The 19968-nt window shown below is 65.8% G+C and carries 17 protein-coding genes; 8 read left to right on the top strand and 9 right to left on the bottom strand.

Features of this window, described 5'->3' with window-relative positions:
* Positions 1-32: 32 nt before the first annotated feature.
* The gene (locus tag A5785_RS16790; RefSeq protein WP_064867719.1) at positions 33-629 is read left to right on the top strand and encodes an Ltp family lipoprotein; all 597 of its coding nucleotides are present in this window, start codon (positions 33-35) and stop codon (positions 627-629) included.
* A 35-nt stretch (positions 630-664) separates the two neighbouring features.
* Here the strand turns inward: A5785_RS16790 and A5785_RS16785 are convergent, their stop codons facing one another.
* Positions 665-2038 carry an NADP-dependent succinic semialdehyde dehydrogenase gene (locus A5785_RS16785; protein ID WP_064867717.1) on the bottom strand — a complete coding sequence of 458 codons (1374 nt, stop codon included), beginning with the start codon at positions 2036-2038 and terminating at the stop codon, positions 665-667.
* A gap of 104 nt (positions 2039-2142) precedes the next feature.
* Here A5785_RS16785 and A5785_RS16780 point away from each other — a divergent pair, with 104 nt between their 5' ends.
* Complete coding sequence (locus tag A5785_RS16780) at positions 2143-2565, top strand: nitroreductase family deazaflavin-dependent oxidoreductase (protein ID WP_064867873.1); 423 nt, start codon at positions 2143-2145, stop codon at positions 2563-2565.
* A 79-nt stretch (positions 2566-2644) separates the two neighbouring features.
* A complete protein-coding gene (locus A5785_RS16775; RefSeq protein ID WP_064867715.1) occupies positions 2645-3142 on the top strand; it encodes a flavin reductase family protein in 498 nt (165 codons plus the stop codon).
* Here A5785_RS16775 and A5785_RS16770 read toward each other — a convergent pair whose 3' ends face one another.
* The 6 genes from A5785_RS16770 to A5785_RS16745 all read right to left on the bottom strand — a co-directional run bounded on the left by A5785_RS16770 (position 3143) and on the right by A5785_RS16745 (position 10496).
* Positions 3143-3379, bottom strand: coding sequence for a hypothetical protein (locus A5785_RS16770; RefSeq protein WP_064867713.1), 237 nt, complete (start codon positions 3377-3379; stop codon positions 3143-3145). It abuts the gene before it with no gap.
* Between the two features lie 113 nt (positions 3380-3492).
* A complete protein-coding gene (locus A5785_RS16765; RefSeq protein ID WP_064867711.1) occupies positions 3493-4347 on the bottom strand; it encodes a sigma-70 family RNA polymerase sigma factor in 855 nt (284 codons plus the stop codon).
* A 127-nt stretch (positions 4348-4474) separates the two neighbouring features.
* Positions 4475-5551, bottom strand: a complete 1077-nt coding sequence (locus tag A5785_RS16760; RefSeq protein WP_064867871.1) for a threonine aldolase family protein — start codon at positions 5549-5551, stop codon at positions 4475-4477.
* 59 nt (positions 5552-5610) lie between these two features.
* The gene (locus A5785_RS16755; protein ID WP_064867870.1) at positions 5611-7137 is read right to left on the bottom strand and encodes a pyridoxal phosphate-dependent decarboxylase family protein; all 1527 of its coding nucleotides are present in this window, start codon (positions 7135-7137) and stop codon (positions 5611-5613) included.
* A 19-nt stretch (positions 7138-7156) separates the two neighbouring features.
* Complete coding sequence (locus A5785_RS16750; RefSeq protein ID WP_064867709.1) at positions 7157-8545, bottom strand: MFS transporter; 1389 nt, start codon at positions 8543-8545, stop codon at positions 7157-7159.
* Positions 8538-10496: a hypothetical protein gene (locus tag A5785_RS16745; protein ID WP_064867868.1), complete on the bottom strand. Its 1959-nt coding sequence runs from the start codon at positions 10494-10496 to the stop codon at positions 8538-8540. The genes A5785_RS16750 and A5785_RS16745 overlap by 8 nt, the downstream gene beginning before the upstream one ends.
* Positions 10497-10688: 192 nt before the next feature.
* On the opposite strand from A5785_RS16745, the gene A5785_RS16740 reads away from it, so the two are divergent.
* Positions 10689-11720, top strand: coding sequence for an LLM class flavin-dependent oxidoreductase (locus A5785_RS16740; protein ID WP_064867707.1), 1032 nt, complete (start codon positions 10689-10691; stop codon positions 11718-11720).
* Between the two features lie 43 nt (positions 11721-11763).
* Here the strand turns inward: A5785_RS16740 and A5785_RS16735 are convergent, their stop codons facing one another.
* Positions 11764-13656, bottom strand: a complete 1893-nt coding sequence (locus A5785_RS16735; protein ID WP_064867705.1) for an acyl-CoA thioester hydrolase/BAAT C-terminal domain-containing protein — start codon at positions 13654-13656, stop codon at positions 11764-11766.
* 174 nt (positions 13657-13830) lie between these two features.
* Between A5785_RS16735 and A5785_RS16730 the strand changes: the two genes are divergently transcribed.
* Both A5785_RS16730 and A5785_RS16725 read left to right on the top strand, forming a co-directional pair.
* Positions 13831-16299: a Tex family protein gene (locus A5785_RS16730; protein ID WP_064867703.1), complete on the top strand. Its 2469-nt coding sequence runs from the start codon at positions 13831-13833 to the stop codon at positions 16297-16299.
* Positions 16300-16338: 39 nt separating this feature from the next.
* Complete coding sequence (locus tag A5785_RS16725; protein ID WP_064867866.1) at positions 16339-16755, top strand: NUDIX hydrolase; 417 nt, start codon at positions 16339-16341, stop codon at positions 16753-16755.
* Here A5785_RS16725 and A5785_RS16720 read toward each other — a convergent pair.
* Positions 16727-17530 (bottom strand): SGNH/GDSL hydrolase family protein, encoded by an 804-nt coding sequence (locus A5785_RS16720; RefSeq protein WP_064867701.1) that lies wholly within the window; start codon positions 17528-17530, stop codon positions 16727-16729. The genes A5785_RS16725 and A5785_RS16720 overlap by 29 nt on opposite strands.
* Before the next feature lie 118 nt (positions 17531-17648).
* On the opposite strand from A5785_RS16720, the gene A5785_RS16715 reads away from it, so the two are divergent.
* Positions 17649-18461, top strand: coding sequence for a shikimate 5-dehydrogenase (locus A5785_RS16715; protein ID WP_064867864.1), 813 nt, complete (start codon positions 17649-17651; stop codon positions 18459-18461).
* A 134-nt stretch (positions 18462-18595) separates the two neighbouring features.
* Entirely contained in the window at positions 18596-19960 is a 1365-nt protein-coding gene (locus tag A5785_RS16710) for a DUF4185 domain-containing protein (protein ID WP_064867699.1), read from the top strand.
* Positions 19961-19968: the final 8 nt, after the last annotated feature.

Here is a 19968-nt window from a genome sequence, read left to right as displayed (position 1 = left end):
GGCGAAAGTTTCATCTTGACGAAGGACCAGTCATGACACGCTCGACCAGATCTACCGCTTGTATCGCAGTGCCCCTTGCTGCCGTCGTCATCGTTCTCGGTGTCGGAGGGTGCAAGGAAGGCAAGGTTGCTTCGGCAAGCACCGCCACCGTCACCGAGATCGCGACGGTGACACCGACGACCACGACGGTTACCGCGACCGCGGCGCCCGAGGCCACAGAGACCGAGATGACCACGGACGATACGGCGACTGCCGTCACAGATGCCGATGTCACCGAACCGACAGCCACCGAGCCAGCAACTGTCGACGCGCCGGCCGACGAGACCGGGTCCACTGGGTCGTCGTCGGGGCAGCGCAACGCTCTCTCGAAGGCCCACTCATATCTCGAGATCTCAGGCTTCAGCTACACCGAATTGATCGAGCAACTCGAGTACGAGGGATTCTCGAATTCCGACGCAACTTACGCGGCCGACAACTGCGGGGCCGACTGGACCGCACAAGCGGTACGAAAGGGTAAGTCGTATCTCGAGATCAGTGCATTCAGCCACTCCGGGCTTGTCGAACAGCTCGAGTACGACGGCTTCACAGCCGCACAGGCCGAGGCGGGCGCGACCGGTGCGGGCGTGTGACCGTCACCTGAACGCCCGACGATCAAGCCGGCCGATCAGGCGATCCACACCGTCTTGATGTTGCAGAACTCGTGCATGCCGTGGGACGTCAGTTCGCGGCCGTTGCCTGATCGCTTGATCCCGCCGAATCCCAGTTCGGGATACGAGGTGGTCATGCCGTTGATGAACACCTGGCCCGATTCGATCCGGTCGATGAACTGATCCTGTTCGGCCTCGTCGGTGGTCCATGCGTTTCCGCCGAGGCCGAAGGTGGTGTCGTTGGCGATCGCAATCGCCTCGTCGATGTTCTCGACGCGGTACAGCGCTGCCACCGGACCGAATGCTTCGGCGGAGTAGATCTCCATCTCGTCGGTGATGTCGGCGAGGATCGTCGGTTCGTAGAACCATCCGGGCCGCTCGACTCGGCTGCCTCCGATGAGTACCTTCGCGCCTTTGCCCACCGCGTCGTCGACGAGTTCTTCGAGATCGGTGCGCCCCTGTTCGGTGGCGAGCGGTCCGACGTCGGTGGCTTCGTCGGTGGGATCTCCGATGACGAGGCCGCGGAATCCCTCGGTGAAAGCGTCGACGAACTGGTCGTATACGTCGGCGTGGATGATGAATCGCTTTGCGGCGATACAGGACTGGCCGTTGTTCTGCACTCGTGCCGTAACGGCGGTCTTCGCGGCCGCCGCGATGTCGGCGCTGGGCATGACGATGAAGGGATCGCTCCCTCCGAGTTCGAGCACGGTGTGCTTGACCTCGTCACCCGCGATCGCGGCCACCGACCGACCCGCGGGTTCGCTTCCGGTCAAAGTCGCCGCGGCGACCCGCGGATCGCGCAGGATCGACTCGATCATTCCCGAACCGATCAGGAGCGTCTGGAAGCAGCCCTCCGGAAAACCGGCCCGATGCAGGACGTCTTCGAGATACAGGGCCGATTGCGGAACATTGGAGGCGTGCTTGAGGATGCCGACGTTGCCTGCCATCAGCGCGGGCGCAGCGAAACGCACCGCCTGCCAGAGGGGGAAGTTCCACGGCATGATCGCCAGTACGACGCCGAGTGGTTGGTACCGCATATATGCACGACTGGCGCCAACAGCTTTGGCGTCGGCCTGCTCGTCGGCGAGCATGGCGGCGCCGTGGTCGGCGTAGTAGCGAAAGCCCTTCGCGCACTTCAGTGTTTCTGCCTTGGCCGAGGCGAGGGTCTTGCCCATCTCCTCGGTCATCATGGCTGCGACGCCGTCGGCTTCGGCTTCGAGTAGGTCGGCGGTGGCGCGCAGCCAGGTCGCGCGCTGCTCGAACGAGGTGGTGCGATAGCTCGCGAATCCACTGACCGCTCGGTCGAGCGCCTCGTCGACTTGGTCTTCTGTCAGGGAATCGAACTCCCGGACGATCTCTCCGGTCGCCGGGTTGGTGGTGGCAATGGCCATGTCGCTGGTCCTTCCGCGTCGGGTCCCCTCTCATGCCTACCACTCGTGATCGAAACGTTGCGTCGATGCGGAATCAGCGCGGTGCGGAGGGCGTTGTGCGATCCATGAGCGAACTACCGGAATTGAGCCCGAGCGACTGGGTACGTGATCAGACCAAGAAGATCCTCGAGCAGGGGACGACCGACGGTGTGCTGGTTGCCGATCGTCCCGTCGTGCTGTTCACCACGACGGGTGCCAAGTCGGGGAAGAAGCGCTACACACCATTGATGCGCGTCGAGGAGAACGGCAAGTACGCCATGGTGGCGTCGAAGGGCGGCGCTCCCGAACATCCGGCGTGGTACTTCAACGTCAAGGCGAATCCGCAGATCACAGCCCAGGACGGCGACAAGGTGTACGAGCTCACCGCCCGCGAGGTCGAGGGCGACGAGCGTGAGCACTGGTGGGAGCTCGCGGTGGCCGCGTACCCGCCCTACGCCGAGTATCAGACCAAGACCGACCGTCAGATCCCGGTGTTCGTCCTCGAGTGACGACAGGGCAGTTCCCGCGGGGTGATCTGCATCGCATGTCATGGACCTGAAGTGCCCTTGAGGTTTTATCGTCGACGGTATGCAGTCGCTGTCTGACGTGGTGGATGCTCGCACCGCTTTCACCACCGCGTTTCGTCTTCACCCCGCGGGGGTTGCCATTGTTGCCGCCGAGACTTCCGACGGCCTCGCGGGCCTGACGGTCTCGAGTCTGGCGTCGGTGTCCGTGGACCCGTTCGCCGTGTCGTTTTCCGTGACCAGTTCGCGGGGGAGTGCCGGTGCGGTACTCGGCGCCGACACGATCGGGATCAGTCTGCTCGACGCCCGACACGTCGACGTTGCCGACGCTTTTGCGCGTCCAGGGGCACCCAGATTCACGACGAATCAGGGCTGGACGAGTTTCGAGTCGGGCGAGCCGATCCTGCGCGATGCCCACGCCGCGCTCCGGTGTGTCATCGTCGAAACGATCGCAGTGGGGTCGTCGACCCTCGTCGTGGCAGAAGTGCTCGAGACGCGGCTCGGTTCGTCGACGCAACCGCCGATGGTCTACCGCGACCGCGCTTTCCACACGCTCACCTGATCAGTCCTCGGGCAGCCCTGCGAACGTCTGCTTGATGCCGTTGTACCAACCCATCGACTGGCGCGGGTGACGCCAGCGACCCTTCATCGCGTCGCGCGCGTCCTGATGTGTTGCGTCGCCGGCCTTTTCGGCGTCCTTGAGATGCTGGTCCTGCGCTTTGATGATGTCGTCCGCGGTCGCGCCGTGGTGCGCCAGTCCGCAGGGACCTCCGAGTTGCGTGCAGGTCATGGTTTTCATCGGATCTCCTCAATAAAGGGCCGTGCTTGGTGGTACGGCCGGTTCCTGGTCATAGATTTCTTGGTGCTGCATAGGGATGACGAGTCGGCGGCCTCGAATGTGACCGATCGAGGTCAGGCGCGGTGCTCGTTCTTCTCGCGTCGGACAACGCGGCCGAGAACGTCCTGGTCGGCGCGGAACGTGATCCGGGCGACCATGCCGTCGACCACGTCGAAGTCGAACAGAACCATCGCCGTGCCGCGATGGAACCACGCCGACGCCGGGCGGTCGTCGACGAAGACCGACAACGCGGCCTTGGCGCTTCCGTTGAAGAAGTCGGCGATACTGCGTCGGCCGTCGATCTGCGCGGGGGTGCCGGTGGCTATGGCAACCTCGTCGGCTCTGACCTGGGCGTCGGGGGCCAGGAGTTCGAGAAGACGCTCGAAGTCGCCTTCGCGGGCCGCTGTCATGAACGCGTCGACGACCTCCCAGTCGGCGAGGGCGTCGTCGGCCGCGGGTTGGCGTACTTTCGCCCTTGCTCTCGAGGCGAGTTTGCGTGCGGCGGTGGGCGGAATGTCGAGTGCTGACGCGATGGTCGCGAATTCGAAACCGAAGGTGTCATGCATGACGAACGCGACGCGTTCGGCCGGTGACAGGCGGTCGAGAACCACGGTGAGCGCGATCCCCACTGAATCCGACAGCGCGATCACGTCAGCGGGATCGGGATCTTCGGAGTGCTCGTCGATCGCTGGTTCTGCGGCCTCGGGGATTCGCGCCCGCAGTCGGTCGAGACACAGCCTGCTGGTGACGGTGGTCAGCCAAGCCGGCAGATTTTTGATGTCTGTCTCGGTCGAGGTCATTCGCAGCCAGGCCTGCTGCACCACATCCTGGGCTTCGGCGTCGTCGCCCAGAATGCGGCCGGCCACGCGGAGCAGGCGCGGGCGCTCCGCCTCGAATTCGTGGGCGCGATCATTCGCGTTCAGAACCATGTCGCTACCTCGTCTTTGGTTGGCTTGTCCCAGTCCATTGTGTTCCAGTCCCGGTGTCTTGTTGTTGACTCACACCTTGTTGACGGTTCACAGCACGCACATGTGACAGCTGCGCGGCGAGGACGGGTCACGTCGTCGCAAACCCCCAGCGGATCGCGTCGACGAAGCGGTCGACGTCGTCGGTGGTCGTGTCCCAGGCGGTCATCCAGCGCACCTCGCCGACGCTTCGGTCCCAGTCGTAGAAGTGGACGCGTTCGCGGATGCGGTCGGCGATGTCGACCGGCAATCGGGCGAAGACGGTGTTGGACTCCGTCTTCTGAGTCAACGTGAGCCCGGGCAGTGAGCCGTCGTCGATGCCCTTCTCCAACTCGGCGCGCAGCCGGGCTGCCAACGCGTTGGCGTGCGCGGCGTTTCGGAGACCGAGGTCGTCGTCGAACAGCGCGAGTAGCTGTGCTGAGGTGAACCGCATCTTGCTCGACAGTTGGGTGGTCGATTTCCGGAGGAATCCGACGCCGGGGGCGCGGTCGGGGTCGAGCACCACGACCGCCTCGGCGGCCATGGTTCCGTTCTTCGTCCCGCCGAGGCTCACGATGTCGACACCGGCGTCGGTGAGGAACTCCCGAAACGGTTGCCGCAGAGCGGCGGCGGCGTTCCAGAGCCGCGACCCGTCGACGTGGACTGCCATTCCGAATCGGTGCGCTGTCTCACTGAGTTCGGCGATTTCTGCTGCGGTGTACAGGGTTCCGAGTTCGGTGACCTGTGTGATGCTGACCGCCAAGGGCTGTGCGAGCTGCTCATCGCCGAGCGCGTCAGCTCCTGCTTCGATCTGCGACGGTGTGAGCTTGCCGTCGCCGGTGCTCATGCCGATCACCTTGATGCCCGAAAGACGCTCGGGCGCAGCACCTTCGGAGGTGTTGATGTGTGCGCTGGAAGGCGCGATGACAGCACCCCACCGCGGGAGAAGCGCCGACAGTGCGACGACGTTCGCGCCCGTGCCGTTGAAGAGCGGGTAGACCTCGGCACGATCGCCGAACTGACCACGGACGACGCCGCGGAGACTGCGCGTGTACTCGTCTGCGCCATACGGGGACTGGTGTCCGCCGTTGGCGGCTGCGAGCGCTGCGAGCACGTCGGGATGGATTCCCGCGTAGTTGTCGCTGGCGAAGGAGCGGTGGTTGTCGTCGTGTAGCGAGGAGATGGTCACGCTGTCCACGTTGTCACTCTCGGCGAGCCGACTCAATGTCACTGTCGAGCCGACTCAATCTACGGGCTGCAATACGCGGCGAGGAACTCGGCGAGCAGGCGGGCGGTGACGGGGCGTGGCAATGATTCGACGGCCGCGATGATCGCGGGCATGTCCAGGTCTGACGCGCCACCATGCCGATGCGGGTCGATCCCGGCAGCAATCAGAACCTCTTCCGCTGCCGCACTCGGCAATGCGAGCGCCTGGGCGAGCGTGACGGCTCCGCTGTCGAATGCTCCCGCCAGTTCACGTAGTGCCTCGGGCGCCAGCCGGGCGGGCTCGCCACGCACCTCCTCGGCCGCGAGCGCGAGAACCTCGACGAGTTCGTCGACGACGGAATCGGTGACCGGTGTGATCGTCAGGTGTGTGGTGGCAGGCAGGACCGTGCCATCCGGCTGCGTGAACGCGGGCTGAGCCTGCAGTGCGAATCCGCGGGCCGACACCGCGGAACCCCAGAGGTGGGTGTCGACGGGTTCGGCCGCCTCGGGGTCGGTGCGTACGGCGAGAACCGGTCCCGACGGCGCGCCGACGACGCGTAGCCCGTCGATTCCGTCGATGGATGTGACGACGGCATCGAAGGCATGGCGGATTCGTCCCGTGAGTGCGGCGTACCCGTCGGCACCCAGGGTTCGGCTGACCGCCCATGCCGAGGCGAGTCCCGCAGCGGAGCGGGAGCCGAGCAGCGTCGGATTGACGATCGGGTAGCCGGGCCAGTCGGTGATGGAGAAGAACTGGGCGCGGTGTCGGTCGCGGTCGCGGTGCAGCAGGAGCGACGAGCCCTTTGGCGCGTAGCCGTACTTGTGCAGGTCGGCAGAGAGGCTGGTGACGCCGTCTACTCGAAAATCCCAGGGAGGCAGACCATCCCACCACGCCAGTGCGAATCCGCCGAGGCAGGCGTCGACGTGGAAAGCGAGATCGCGCGATCGGGCGATCTCGGCGATCTCCGCGATCGGATCGAGCACTCCCGTCGGGTAGTTGGGTGCCGAGGCCACGACGAGGATCGTGTCGTCCCGAATGGCATCGGCGATGTCGTTGGCGCGCACCGCAGTCGATGCCGTCGGCACGGGCACCCGGATCGCCTCGACACCGAACAACGCGGCGGCCTTGAGGAACGCCGCGTGTGCGGTCGTCGGCAGGACCATCGACGACTGCCCGGGTGCGGCGCCTGCGCGATCGCGTGCAGCCTTCACAGCGAGCAGGCAGCTCTCGGTGCCCCCCGAGGTGACCGACCCCACGGCGTCCGGACCGTGGAAAGTAGTGCGGCCGAACTCGATCAGGTCGCGTTCCATTGCCGCCACGGAGCCGAAGACAGTCGGGTCGAGTCCGTTGACCGACTGCACCATTCGTGCTGCCGATGCCGCGACTTCGTCGAGCACCTCGAGTCCGGAATCGTAGACGTACGAGAGCACATGTCCGCCGTGCGTCGGCGCATCCGTCGATCGATAGTCAGCCAGTTCGTGCAGAGCCGCGTCGGCTCGATCCTTCAGGTTCGGCGGTTCCTGAGCTCGTGGATCCACCGGGTCGGCTGCGTCGGCGCTGGAGGTCATCGACATGGGTCCTTTCGGGTCACTGAGTGGGGTGCCCCGTCGTGCTGGGGTGAGCTGTCAGAGCGTCGACGCCGGCGTCGTCGCGGTAGCCGCGGAGGAAGAGCAGACTGAATGCGGCGAGTAGCGCCGGCACCAGCGAGAAGGCGAGTGCGATAGCGGTGAGCGCCGAATCCGGTTGTCCGACTGCGGTATCGCCGCTCGACGACACGAACCCGCCGAGCGCGAGAATCAGCAGGAACACGCCCGGTCCGAGAGCGAGGCCCACCGTCTCACAGGCGGTCCACACCCCGGACATGGCACCGCCCCGGTCGTGGCCGGTGGTGCGGCGATCCGATTCGATGATGTCGGGGAGCATCGCGAGCGGGAATGCCTGCATGCCCGCATATCCGACGCCTGCGACCGCCACGGACGCCAGCATCCACCAGCCGGGGGCCCACGTCGCCACCAGCAACGACGCCGTTGCGGCGATGAACAGCACTGACGCCAGGACCAGCCCGGCCACCTTCCCGAATCGGTGTCCGAGTCGATACCAGAGCGGCATCACGATCAGCGCGGGTCCGACCAGCGCGACGAACATGTACGTCAGCGCGGACTTATTGCCGAGGAGATACGTCGCTACGTATTGCGCGCCACCGAGCATGACGGCGCTCGCGAGTGCCTGAATCACGAAGAGTGCGACGAGGAGTCGGAAGTTGCGTACCTGTGTCAGCGCTGCGACACCGTCGCGCAGGCGGGTTCTGGGAGGTTCGGCGACTCGTGACGCCTCAGCGGATCGGGGTGCTGCGCCGAATGTCGCGATGAGCATTCCGGTGCAGAGGACCAGTGCTGCCACGACAGCCATGACCGCGTACCCCACGTGGCCGCCGCCCGCGGCGTCGCGAATCGCCGGACCGCCCGCGCCGACCAGCAGAATAGCGAGCGCGAGGACCGCGATTCGTGTGGTGATGAGGCGGGTTCGTTGGTGATAGTCGTGCGTGATCTCTGCGGGTAGCGCGACGTAGGGCACCTGGAAGAAGCCGTAGGCGATAGCCGTCAACGTGAAGAACACGAACACCCAGGTGGCGGCCAGCGCAGGGGACGCGCTCGGTGGGACGAGGAACGTGAGTACGAACAACGGGACGAGTGCCAGCGCTCCGAAGACCATGAAGGAGCGTCGGCTCCCGGTGCGGGCTGCGCGTGCATCCGAGCGGGCACCGATGATCGGGTTGACCACGACGTCGATGATCTTCGGTGCGACCACGACTATCGAGGCAACCGTCGCCGCAACCGCAAGCGTGTCGGTGAGGTAGTACGCCAGTACCAATCCGGGGAGCGTGCCGAAACCACCCGTACCGACACTGCCCGCGGCATACGACAGCAGCGTTCGACGTCCGAGCACGTCTGCAGGTGCCGCGGGCCGGTCAGCCACGGTATGCCTCGACCCGTTCCCACATTCGGGTGTACGCCTCCGCGGCGGCGAACAGGTCGTCGACGACGCGCGGGCCGTCGACCGGCCCCGCCTGGACGCGAAGGCTCTCGATCCAGTCCGGCAGAAGTCCGTAATGTGCTGTGCCGTCGACGTTCACGTCGAAGACGCGTTTCCCGGAGACCTGCCTGCTGATCTCGGTGACACCGTCGGCTCCGCGGAACGGATACCTCACCGGGTTGCGACTCGCTGACGGTCGCGGGTGTGCCTGGGCGCCGAGACCACCCATGTCAGGGCCGAACCCGACGCCGAAGAAATAGTCGGGACTGCGCTGCTCGCGCAGCACACGCCACGCGGAGAGGTAGTCGGGCGGCAGGTCACCGTGTCGTCCCTTCTCGCCCGGTTTGCCCTCGGCGGGTGTCGCGAACAATCCGACGATGCCGCCGGCGGAGAGAATGCGGCCATAGTTGCGCGGATCGGTCCACGTGTGCGACGAGATCACTCCTGGATAGTGACGCCTGGAGATGATGTCGAGGACGGCTTCGGCCGATTTGGCGCTGAAGTGGTCGATGTCGATGGCCATGTTGCGGTCGATGAGTCCGTTGACCGCGTACGCGCCCAACGACGTCAGCCCGCGAACGTTGCACTGCTGCCCGCGCGGGTAGCCGAGGACCGGGTTGTCCTTCTCTGCGGTCTGGCACTTCTCGACCTGCCACGGATGCCCGTTGGACAACTGCTCGCCGGTGTTGACGGCGGTTCCGGTGACGCCCTGGTCGAATCGCGTTCCGCCGAGCGCGTTGTCGAATTTGTGCGTGAGGATCACCTGGCGAATGCCCATCGACTTCAGTTCGTCGAGTCCTCGATCGATATCGGTGCGCGAGCACAGTGAACGACCGGACACCTCGCGGCACCCGAACGGCTCGGAGATCTCGATGCCGAGAGTCACGGCCACCTTGCCGTCCGCGATGACTCGACGGGCGTCTGCCGCCGAGGACACGATGCGCAGGAATCCCTTTCCGGGGCCACCATTTTGGGCGTCGACGTAGTCGACGAGCTGGTGTAACAGCCGGTGTTGGATGCGCACCGATTCCATCTCGTTGCACGGCTGATCGCCGCGCCAGTACTTCTCGCACAGCACGCGGTTCTGCACGTAGTAGTTCTGGATCATGCGCAGTCCCGACCGCCAGGAACGTTCGATCCAGCGGTAGTAGGTCTGCTCGTGCGTCAGTGAATCCCACCTCGGCCACTGCGAGAACGTCGGCCAGCCGTCGGTGGCGTGCGGGCCGGGGCGCGACAGCACCTGCTCGGACACCGCGGGAATGCCGTCGGGCTCGTGGTCGGGGCAGTCGCGCAACGCGACCGTCACACCCAGCGGATCAAAAGGCTTGCCGCAGTGCAGTTCTCCACCGAGGAACTGCTCGGAAAGCAGATGCGCGTGTGAGTCGACGAAGCCGCGGAGATTGCCCTGGGCGTCGGTGCCACGCATGACGGGACCGGTCACGTCGATCTCCGGTTCGGGAAACGGTCGACATCCCGTCGCAGGCGTGAGCTGTACTTCTCGAGGTCCGCCACTTCCTGCGACGGCGGGTGTCAGTGTGAAGTCGCGACCGCTGCCTGTCACATTCCACTGGGCGCGGGGGCTGACGGTGGGCGTGAGTGTCGGCGTGCCCGCAGTCGCGGTGAGTAGACGTCCGTCCCTACCGGAGAAGAGATAGCTGCCGAGGCCTGCGGCCTTGGCGGTGAACGGCCCGGACTGCCCGCCCACGTTCTTCCCACCTCGATCGGCGATGTGCACGCAGGTGTTCGCCAGGGCGTAGACGTCGCCCGTGACCGCTCCCGCACGTGCAGGGAGAAGGACGGTGAGGGTGCCGACGGCGAGGCAGCACGCGAGGATGAGTGCGGTCGGTGCGACCCGAACGCGGTTGTGTAGGCGAGGCGTCGCCGTTCTGGTCATTCCCGGCACGGTAACCGAGCGCGCTTGTACGCGCCGACTTTTCGATACCGGTGAGCCAAAGTCGGACGTGGTCAGGTCATCGCACCGACGTGCATTTCCTGCGACGACGCTCCGCGACGCGCAGCGGGCCCACAGGCATCATCCCAGACGGGGTATCACTGACACGAGAGCAGAATCACGACGGGAGATGTGATGCCGCGCGAAGGCGAATCACTACAGAAGATGGGGTTCCTCACGATAGGTCGGTTCGACGAGGCCGACCCGAGGGCTGGTCACCTCGAGACGCTGCGCACGATAGAGGCGGCAGAAGAACTCGGCTTCGACAGCGTGTGGTTGCGTGACCGGCACCTGCAGCACGGCATCTCGTCGCCGGTCGCGATGCTGGCGGCCGCGTCGATGCGGACGACGCGGATCGAACTCGGTACGGCGGTGATTCCGCTCGGACTGGAGAATCCGTTCCGCCTCGCCGAAGACCTCGCCACGGTCGATCTTCTCTCCGGCGGTCGTATCAATCCCGGTGTGTCCGTGGGTACTCCGATGAGATACGACGATTTCAAGACCGCGCTCTATCCGGACACCTACGACCGTGAGAACTTCTCCAAGAACCGGGTGCTGCGGCTGCTGTCGCATCTGCGGGGTGAACCGGTGAGTGACTTCGAGGGCACCGTCGGGATCGAGACCTTCTCCCGAAGCGTCCAGCCCCAGTCACCGGGTCTGGCCGGCCGCGTCTGGTACGGCGGCGGACTCGAATCGGCGAAGTGGGCCGCTCAGCACGGACTGAACTACCTGACCTCCTCGGTGGTCAGTATCGAGGGCACGACGTCGCGGGACTTCGCGACGATTCAGGCCGAGCACATCGACGCCTATCGGGCGAACCATCCCGATCCGTCGTCGGCGCGGGTGTCGCAAGGGCTCGTAGTGATCCCGACGGACTCCGCGACACCCGACCAGGTACGCAAATACGAGGCATACGCACAGTCTCGCTTCGAGCGGACGCTGAGCCCGCAGGGTCCGCGCGGAATGATGTTCTCGCCGGACTACGTCGGAAGTTCCGCTGAGTTGGCTGAGAAGCTGTTCTCGCACAAGGGCTTTCAACGAGCGACCGAGGTGGCGTTCGCGTTGCCCTTCACCTTCGACGCGGCAGACTACGAGCAGATCATCACCGACATGGCGCAGCATCTCGGACCAGCGCTGGGTTGGACACCCAAGAGCACCGAGTCATAGGCAGTCGGGGTCATGGGCAGTCGGGGGTCATGGGCATTAGGGTTCACGCCAGGGCGGAGTCGAGGAATCCGGTGATCTCGTCTGTCAGCGCCAGGCAGGCCATGCCGTGTTCGCGTGGTTGGCCACCGAGATCGATCCCGCCGACCACCTGGACCTGCGACGGGTAGAGACCCGGACGCAGGAGGTGCCCCGCGCCGTCGTAGCGGATGTGCCTATCGGCCTGCGACTGTCGGCGGCCGAGCAGCGCGTCGGCCATCTGCTCCGACGGCCACAGGTGATCGTCGGAGCCGCTCACGCACAGGATCGGGCACGCGATCTTCTCCGACGCGATGACCGCATCTGCGGTCTGCGAGCGGTTGCGTGACACGGTGTCGAGGCCTGCACTGTATGCGGGTGCCAACCTCAGCAACGTCGGCTTGTTGCGTGCGACATCTCGCGAGAGATGCCATGCGTTGCTGATCAATTGGGGCATGAGGACTCCGCTCGGCAGCGGCGCGTACGGACACGATTGGCCCCGGTAACTCCACGACGAGGTGTCGGGTATCTCGCCGCCGTCGCCGATCGCCTGCCAGGTCACCGAACTCGGGCTCAACAAGACAAGGGCTCCGACGGGAAGGTCGGGTTCGCGCGCGAGGGTGGCCGCCACGCCTTCGGCTCCACGGGAGATGCCCAGCGCGGCAACCGTGGTCGAATCAACGTCGGTGCGCCGCGACAGCCACGAGATCGCGGTGGCGAAGCGCTCGAGTGGAATGCCTGCGACCGGAACTGCTTCCGGGTCGGCGTCGAGCCAGTCATAGGCAAGGGCGACGATGCCGCGCGATGCCAGTGCGCAGATCGTCGCCCGCTGGGAGTCGTATCCGCCCTCCGAACCACCGAAACAGACCACGGCGCGTCGGGCATGGCCATCGGCCGGCAGTGCGAGAAGGCCCGGTCTGCCGTCGACATCGACCTCGCTGACGCGAACGCTGGGAGCTGTCGCGCACCGGAGTCGCGTGACGACGGAGCGATGCTGGCCTCCGCTCGCCTCGATACGAAGCTGCCACGGTTCCGCGGGAGGAATGAACAGGTCGGCGCGATCGGGTTCGCCGGTGAACGCCATCGCCCAGAGGATGTCGTCGACGGATTGTCCGGTGCCGGCCAGGCGGCCCTGCCAGCGCCAGGGTCTGCCGAAGAGATCCTGGCCGGACACCGACACCGTGAGGTCGGGTATGCCGGCGGCGTCGACGCCGATGGAGAACGGTTCGTCGTGACGGCTGGTCGACGGCGCGCGCACGACGACGCGAGGATCCTGCACGTCAGCGGGAGCGTCGGGCTGGGCGACCGGATCACCCGGACGCGCCGCGACCTGTCGCTTGCCGATCGCGTCGGTGTGCGAGGAGAACCACGCGGGGAAGACCCCGGACACGGTGCCGGCGACACCCAGCAGCGTGAAGGGCACCACCCAGTAGCAGACGATCGACAACGTCGACGCGCCGTCGCGGATCGTCGCGTCGCCCTGTACGAGGGGCGGGATCAGCGACACCACGGTCATCACTCCGAAGACCGCGATCCACATCCACGTCATCGCAGAGGTGATCACGCGGAATCCGTCGCTCCGCGCGACGTCGTCGGTGACGGACGCACGCGCGTACTCGCGGACGAACGGTCGGCCGATCACCATGCCGACGAGAGCGATGAGGAAGATCGCGGCGTTGCCCAGTGGTTGTAGCCAGCGCTCCAGAAACGTGTCGCTGACGGTGAATGCGAGGACGGTGAACATCGCGAAAACCAAGACGGCACCGGCCTCGAGTGTGTGCCAGGGCTGTTTACGCAGCCGCTGCACCGCGACAGCGAGCACGGCCAGGCAGAGGGCGACGATCACGGCGACGCGAAACGAGGTGTTGCCTACCAGAATCCAGTAGATGATCCAGGGGGAGAAGCCGATCAGGAATCCCATGAGGCACTCGATTCTCGGTAACGGACCGGCCGGTGGCGACCCCCACCGGCCGATCTTACGGCTGGTCCCGGCGGTGCGGGACCGAAACGCGCACCGCATCCGCGACGATGCGGTCGACGACACGCACATCCACCGCACAGATCGTTGTCAGCGCGCTTCGGTAGGGTGCTCCGAGTGACTTCGAGTGCATCCGAGACGGTTTCCGGAATCAAGTCGGTCAACGCGCGCCTGGCGGACGAACTCCAGGTCGGCGAGCATCAGGTAGCCGCGGCGGTCAGACTCCTCGACGAGGGGTCGACCGTCCCGTTCATCGCGCGCTACCGCAAGGAGGTGACCGGCTCGCTCGACGACGCGCAACTGCGCCTGCTCGACGAACGGCTGCGTTACCTGCGTGAACTCGACGAACGACGAGCCGCTGTGCTCGCCTCGATCGAGGAGCAGGGCAAACTCACCGACGAGTTGCGGAACGCTCTGCTGGCCGCGGAGACCAAGTCGCGCGTCGAGGACATCTACCTGCCGTACAAGCCCAAGCGCCGAACCAAGGCGCAGATCGCCCGCGAGGCGGGTCTCGAACCGCTCGCCGACCGATTGCTCGCCGATCCATCACTCGACCCCGCCGTCGCCGGAGCCGAATTCGTCTCCGACGCGGTGACCGACTCCGCTGCGGCGCTCGAGGGTGCCCGACACATCCTCATCGAGCGGGCCAGTGAAGATGCACAACTTGTCGGCGAGGTGCGCGAGACGTTCTGGCGACAGGGATCGTGCGCCAGCGCCGCGCGGTCGGAGGAGATCGCGAAAAGCGCTGCGGGACAGAAGTTCCGCGACTACTTCGATTTCGCGGAGCCGCTCGACGAGATGCCGTCGCACCGAGTCCTCGCCGTGTTGCGTGGTGAGAAGGAGGGTGTGCTCGCGGTCGACTTCACCGGCGGCGACGACGAGGGTTATCAAGCGATGGTCGCGGCGAGTCTCGGCGTCGACCTGTCCGGGACGGGCGCCGCGTCGACCTGGCTGGCCACCACCGTGCGCTGGGCATGGCGTACCAAACTCATGATCTCTACCGCCGTCGACGCTCGGGTCCGCCTGCGTCAGCGTGCCGAGGACGATGCTGTCGCGGTGTTCGCGAAGAACCTGAAAGACCTGCTCCTGGCGGCACCCGCGGGTAACCGCACCACTCTCGGTCTCGACCCGGGGTTCCGTACCGGCGTCAAGGTCGCCGTGGTCGACGGCACCGGAAAGGTGCTCGATTCGTGCGCCATCTATCCGCATCAGCCGCAGAAGCAGTGGGACACCGCGAAAGCGACGTTGGCAGCGTTGGTGGCGCGCCACGGCGTCGAACTGATCGCGATCGGAAACGGTACGGCGTCGAGGGAGACGGATTCTCTTGCCGCGGAGCTGATCTCGGACATCTCGGCCTCGGGTACGCGGCCGCCGATCAAGGCAACGGTGAGCGAAGCGGGAGCGTCGGTCTACTCGGCGTCGGAGTACGCGTCGGGTGAGCTACCCGACCTCGACGTCTCGATCCGAGGTGCGGTGTCGATCGCGCGCCGCCTGCAGGATCCCCTCGCGGAGCTGGTGAAGATCGACCCGAAGTCGATCGGCGTCGGCCAGTATCAGCACGACGTCACGCCGGGCACGCTCGCGCGCAGCCTCGACGCGGTGGTCGAGGACGCGGTGAACGCGGTCGGCGTCGACCTCAACACCGCGTCGGTGCCGCTGTTGGCCCGAGTGTCCGGTGTTACCCCGGCACTCGCCGAAGCCATCGTCGGACATCGGGATGCCGCAGGTCGCTTCCGCAGTCGCGGGGCACTGCTCGAGGTTCCTCGATTGGGGCCCAAGGCATTTGAGCAGTGCGCGGGATTCCTGCGGATCACCGACGGCGACGACCCGCTCGACGCGTCCGGCGTGCATCCCGAGGCGTATCCCGTGGTGCGTCGCATCCTCGACCGCACAGGCCTCGAACTCGCAGAACTCATCGGCGACGAGCGCTCGCTGAAGTCGTTGAAGCCCGCGGAGTTCGCCGACGAGAGGTTCGGCGTGCCGACGGTCACCGACATCCTCGGCGAGCTCGAGAAGCCGGGACGCGATCCGCGCCCGGCCTTCACCACCGCGACCTTCGCCGCGGGCGTCGAGAAGGTCTCCGACCTCCAGCCCGGCATGGTCCTCGAGGGTGTCGTCACCAACGTCGCTGCGTTCGGCGCATTCGTCGATGTGGGCGTGCACCAGGACGGGCTGGTCCACGTGTCGGCCATGGCGAATCGGTTCGTCTCCGACCCGCACGAGGTGGTCAAGTCCGGCCAGGTGGTCAAGGTCAAGGTCGTGGAGGTCGACGTCGATCGACAGCGCATCGGTCTGAGTCTTCGACTCGACGACGAGGTGCGCACACCGGGCGGCGATCGCGGCGCGCGCCGCAACGAGGCCCGCACCGGTCAGGATTCGCGCCAAGCCCCTCGTGGCGGGGCAGCGAACGGACGCGGCGGAAACGACGGCCGCTCCGATCGAGGTCGTGCAGGCAACGGGCAGGCTCGTGGCGGTCAACCGCGCGGGGGTAAGGGACGTGACGGCAAGGGGCGAGATCGGCGGGAATCCCAGCCGATCAACGGATCGATGGCACAGGCGCTGCGCGACGCGGGCTTCGGCAAATGACGCGGCTTACGTCACAGCGTGAGTGAGCCCGGCGAGCCGATGACGTCCCGTGGCGCGCCGTTTCCGGTCATCACGGTTGCTGCGGTCGTCATCCGCGACGCCAACGGCCTGTTGCTGACGGTCCGGAAGAAGGGAGCCGTCCGATTCATGCTGCCCGGCGGTAAGCCCGAACCGGGGGAGGATCGTCGACGCACCGCGCTGCGCGAATCGCTGGAGGAATTGTCGGTTGCGCTACGCCCCGACGACCTCGTCGAACTGGGTGTGTTTCGCGCCGACGCCGCGAACGAGGTCGGTCATCTCGTCGAAGCCACGGTGTTCGAGCATCCGTACGTCCGCGTCGACGCGCCTGCCGCCGAGATCGCAGAACTTCAGTGGATCGACATCGCTTCGACGGATACCCCGCTGGCGCCGCTGCTCGCCGACCACATCATCCCGTTGTTGCTGGCTCGGCGCTGACATCACCGAGCGCTTCGGCAGCGACGACCGGCTCCGGCCACCGCGGACTGATGCTGTCACCCGACGACACCCCACGAACGCGACGCATGAGCCAGGGATAGAGAAAAGTGCGCGCCCACTCGACGTTGTCACGCCGCCGTTGCTCACGTGTCGGCACGGGGAGTGGCGCCAACGGGGGCACGTCGATGCTGTGCGGTGCGCCGATCAACTCGAGCACCTCGGCTGCCATGCGTGTGTGTCCGAGCGACGACATGTGCAGTCGGTCGGAGTCCCACATCCGATAGTCGTCGTATCCCGCCAGCCGCCAGAAATCGAGGATGCGCGCACCCTGGCGCTCAGCGATCGCCCGCAGCAGCTCGTTGTAGATCGCGCTCCGGCCGCGCGTGAGCCGGAAGATGGGAGCCCAGCCTGCGTCGTACGCGGTGAACACGACGACAGTTGCACCTGTCGAGAGCAGTCGGGCCAGCGCTGCCTCGTAGCGGGACATCATCGCGTCGAGGTCGACCGAACCACGCATCAGATCATTTCCACCCGCGTAAATCGTGATCAGATCCGGCTGCAGCGATATGGCGCGGTCGATCTGCTCGTCGAGCACCTGATCGAGGAGCCGGCCACGGATCGCGAGGTTGGCGTAGCGCAGCGACGGGTTGTCGACGGCGAGTTGTTCTGCGACACGATCGGCCCATCCGCGTAACCCGTTGGGGCGGGTGGGATCCGGATCGCCGACCCCCTCCGTGAACGAATCACCAAGTGCCACATATGTGTTCCAGCCCACAGAATCGACCTCCTGATGTCCCAGTGCGACTAACGACGAGGCTACGACGCGACTCGTAGTGCTGTCACATCGTCGTTCGGTCGGTCTGAGTGGCGCCGTGGGCCGTAGCGTGGCACGCATGCCGATTCTCAACAAGGACATGACCCTGTGCATCTCGCTCGCCGCGCGGCCGTCGAACATCGGCACGCGGTTTCACAATTATCTCTACGACGAACTCGGCCTGAACTACATCTACAAGGCATTCACCACCACCGATATCGACGGCGCGATTGGCGGTGTTCGTGCACTCGGCATTCGCGGGTGTTCGGTATCGATGCCGTTCAAAGAAGCGGTGATCGAGCTTGTCGACGAGGTGGAAGAGTCTGCCGCGGCGATCGACTCCGTGAACACGATCGTCAACGACGACGGTCACCTCAGGGCGTCGAACACCGACTACGAAGCGGTGGCCACACTCATCGCAGACATCGATCCTGCGTCGTCGGTGGTGGTGCGGGGATCTGGCGGAATGGCGAAAGCCGTGGTTGCGGCGTTCCGTGGCGCAGGCTTCGACGATCTGACGGTGTGGGCTCGCAACGCTGCGGCCGGTCAGGAGTTGGCAGCGAAGTACGGCTACCGTGCGGCGGATACCGAGCAGGCCCCGGGACCGCAGATCCTGGTAAACGTGACTCCGCTCGGCATGCGAGGTGCCGACGAGGACGTGCAGTCGTTCGACGACGACGAGATCGCCGCTGCTGATCTCGTGTTCGACGTCGTCGCGTTGCCCGACCAGACGCCGCTGATCCGCGCGGCGTCGGCATCAGGGACCCCCGTGATCACCGGAGCGCAGGTCATCGCACTACAGGCGGCGGCGCAGTTCGAGAAGTACACCGGCCGGGTGCTGACCGCAGAACAGGTCACCCGAGCGTCGGAGTTCTCGCGCGCCGAAACGTGATCGTGACCATGCCTGCGAGTGAACGGTAATACTCTTGCGTCACACTGGCCTCTTGAATCACATCTGTCACACAGGGTGACGGACGTGGTGCCACCGACTCACAGTCGGACCGTTCATCGAGAGGACCGTCGACCATGCTCCGAACCCGAGCGGGTGCACGCAGACTCGTCACCGCGGCGCTTGTGGCGACTTCCGTCGGCGCTTTTCTCGTCTCCGGCGAGGGACGTGCGACCGCGGCGCCGTGCGCAAATGTGGGCAACGGCTCGCTTCCCGATCTCGGCAGCGCATCCGGGTCTCTGGGCGGAACGGGCTCCCTGGGGACCGGCTCGCTGGGCTCGGGTTCGGGTTCTGGCTCGTCCGGCGCGCGACCGGGCCTCGGAACCCAGGGGCCACTGCCCATCTACGTCACGCCACGCGCCCGCACGGTGTCGTGGGTGACCGGGCCGCGCAGCATCAACAGCACCTTCAACCGGTTCACGATCAGCGGCACCGATCTCGGAATCTCCTGGGACAACGGCTCCGGGCAGACGCTGATGGCGTTCGGCGACACCTTCGGCGACTGCAACGTAGTCGGTCAGGAGTGGCGACACAACACGCTGATGCGGACCCGCGACACCAAGTTCGACGACGGCGTGAGCGTCCCGCCCGGTATCCCCGGAGATGTGCAGTCCGGGAGTCCCGTCGACGCCGCACGCCCCACCTATGCCCGCGAACTGATTTCAGCACTCGGTGTCAGTCCCATCGAGACGACGACCATCCCCACCGCTGCGATGTCGCTGCCATGGGGCTCGGGGTATCGGCAGTACATCAACTTCATGTCGGTGCGATCGTGGGGTTCAGCGGGGCACTGGGTGACCAACTACTCGGCCGTCGCCCACTCTGACGACAACGGACAGAACTGGACGGTCGATCGCGACACCATCCTCGTGAATTCGCCAGTGGCCGCGGCACTTCCGTTCGACCTGCCGCCCGCGGAGCCCAACAACGGAAAGTTCCAGCAGAACGCCTACGTGCGCGGGCACGGCGCGCAGGACGAGTACGTGTATCAATTCGGCACGCCCAACGGACGATTCGGCGCAGGCTTCCTCGCACGGTTCAAGCCGACCGAAATCCTCGACGTGACCAAATACAAGTACTGGGCAGGTCGCGATCGTAAGTGGGTCGACAAGATCGCCGACGTTCCCGACGACGGATCGGCGATCGTCGTGCCCGCTCCCGTCACGGAACTGTCGGTGGCGTGGAGCCCGTACCTGAACAAGTACATGATGCTCGACGGCGACAACGGGATTCGCATCCGCACAGCGGATCGACCAGAAGGTCCGTGGAGCGCCCCGACCTACCTCGTGGAGCCGGGCGCCGTCGTCCTGTACGGACCCATGATCCAACCGCACTCGCCCGCAGTCGTCGGGTCATCGCCGGATTTGTTCTTCAACGCCTCGCGCTGGAGCGACTACAACGTGATGCTCGTGCGCGCCGACCTCAGCAAGGTGCCGCACTGAGGGCGGTG

Source organism: Gordonia sp. 852002-50395_SCH5434458, assembly GCF_001665905.1.
Lineage (GTDB): Bacteria > Actinomycetota > Actinomycetes > Mycobacteriales > Mycobacteriaceae > Gordonia > Gordonia jacobaea.
Note: the sequence above shows the minus strand (reverse complement) of the source record. Positions and strands in the feature narration are given on the sequence as shown.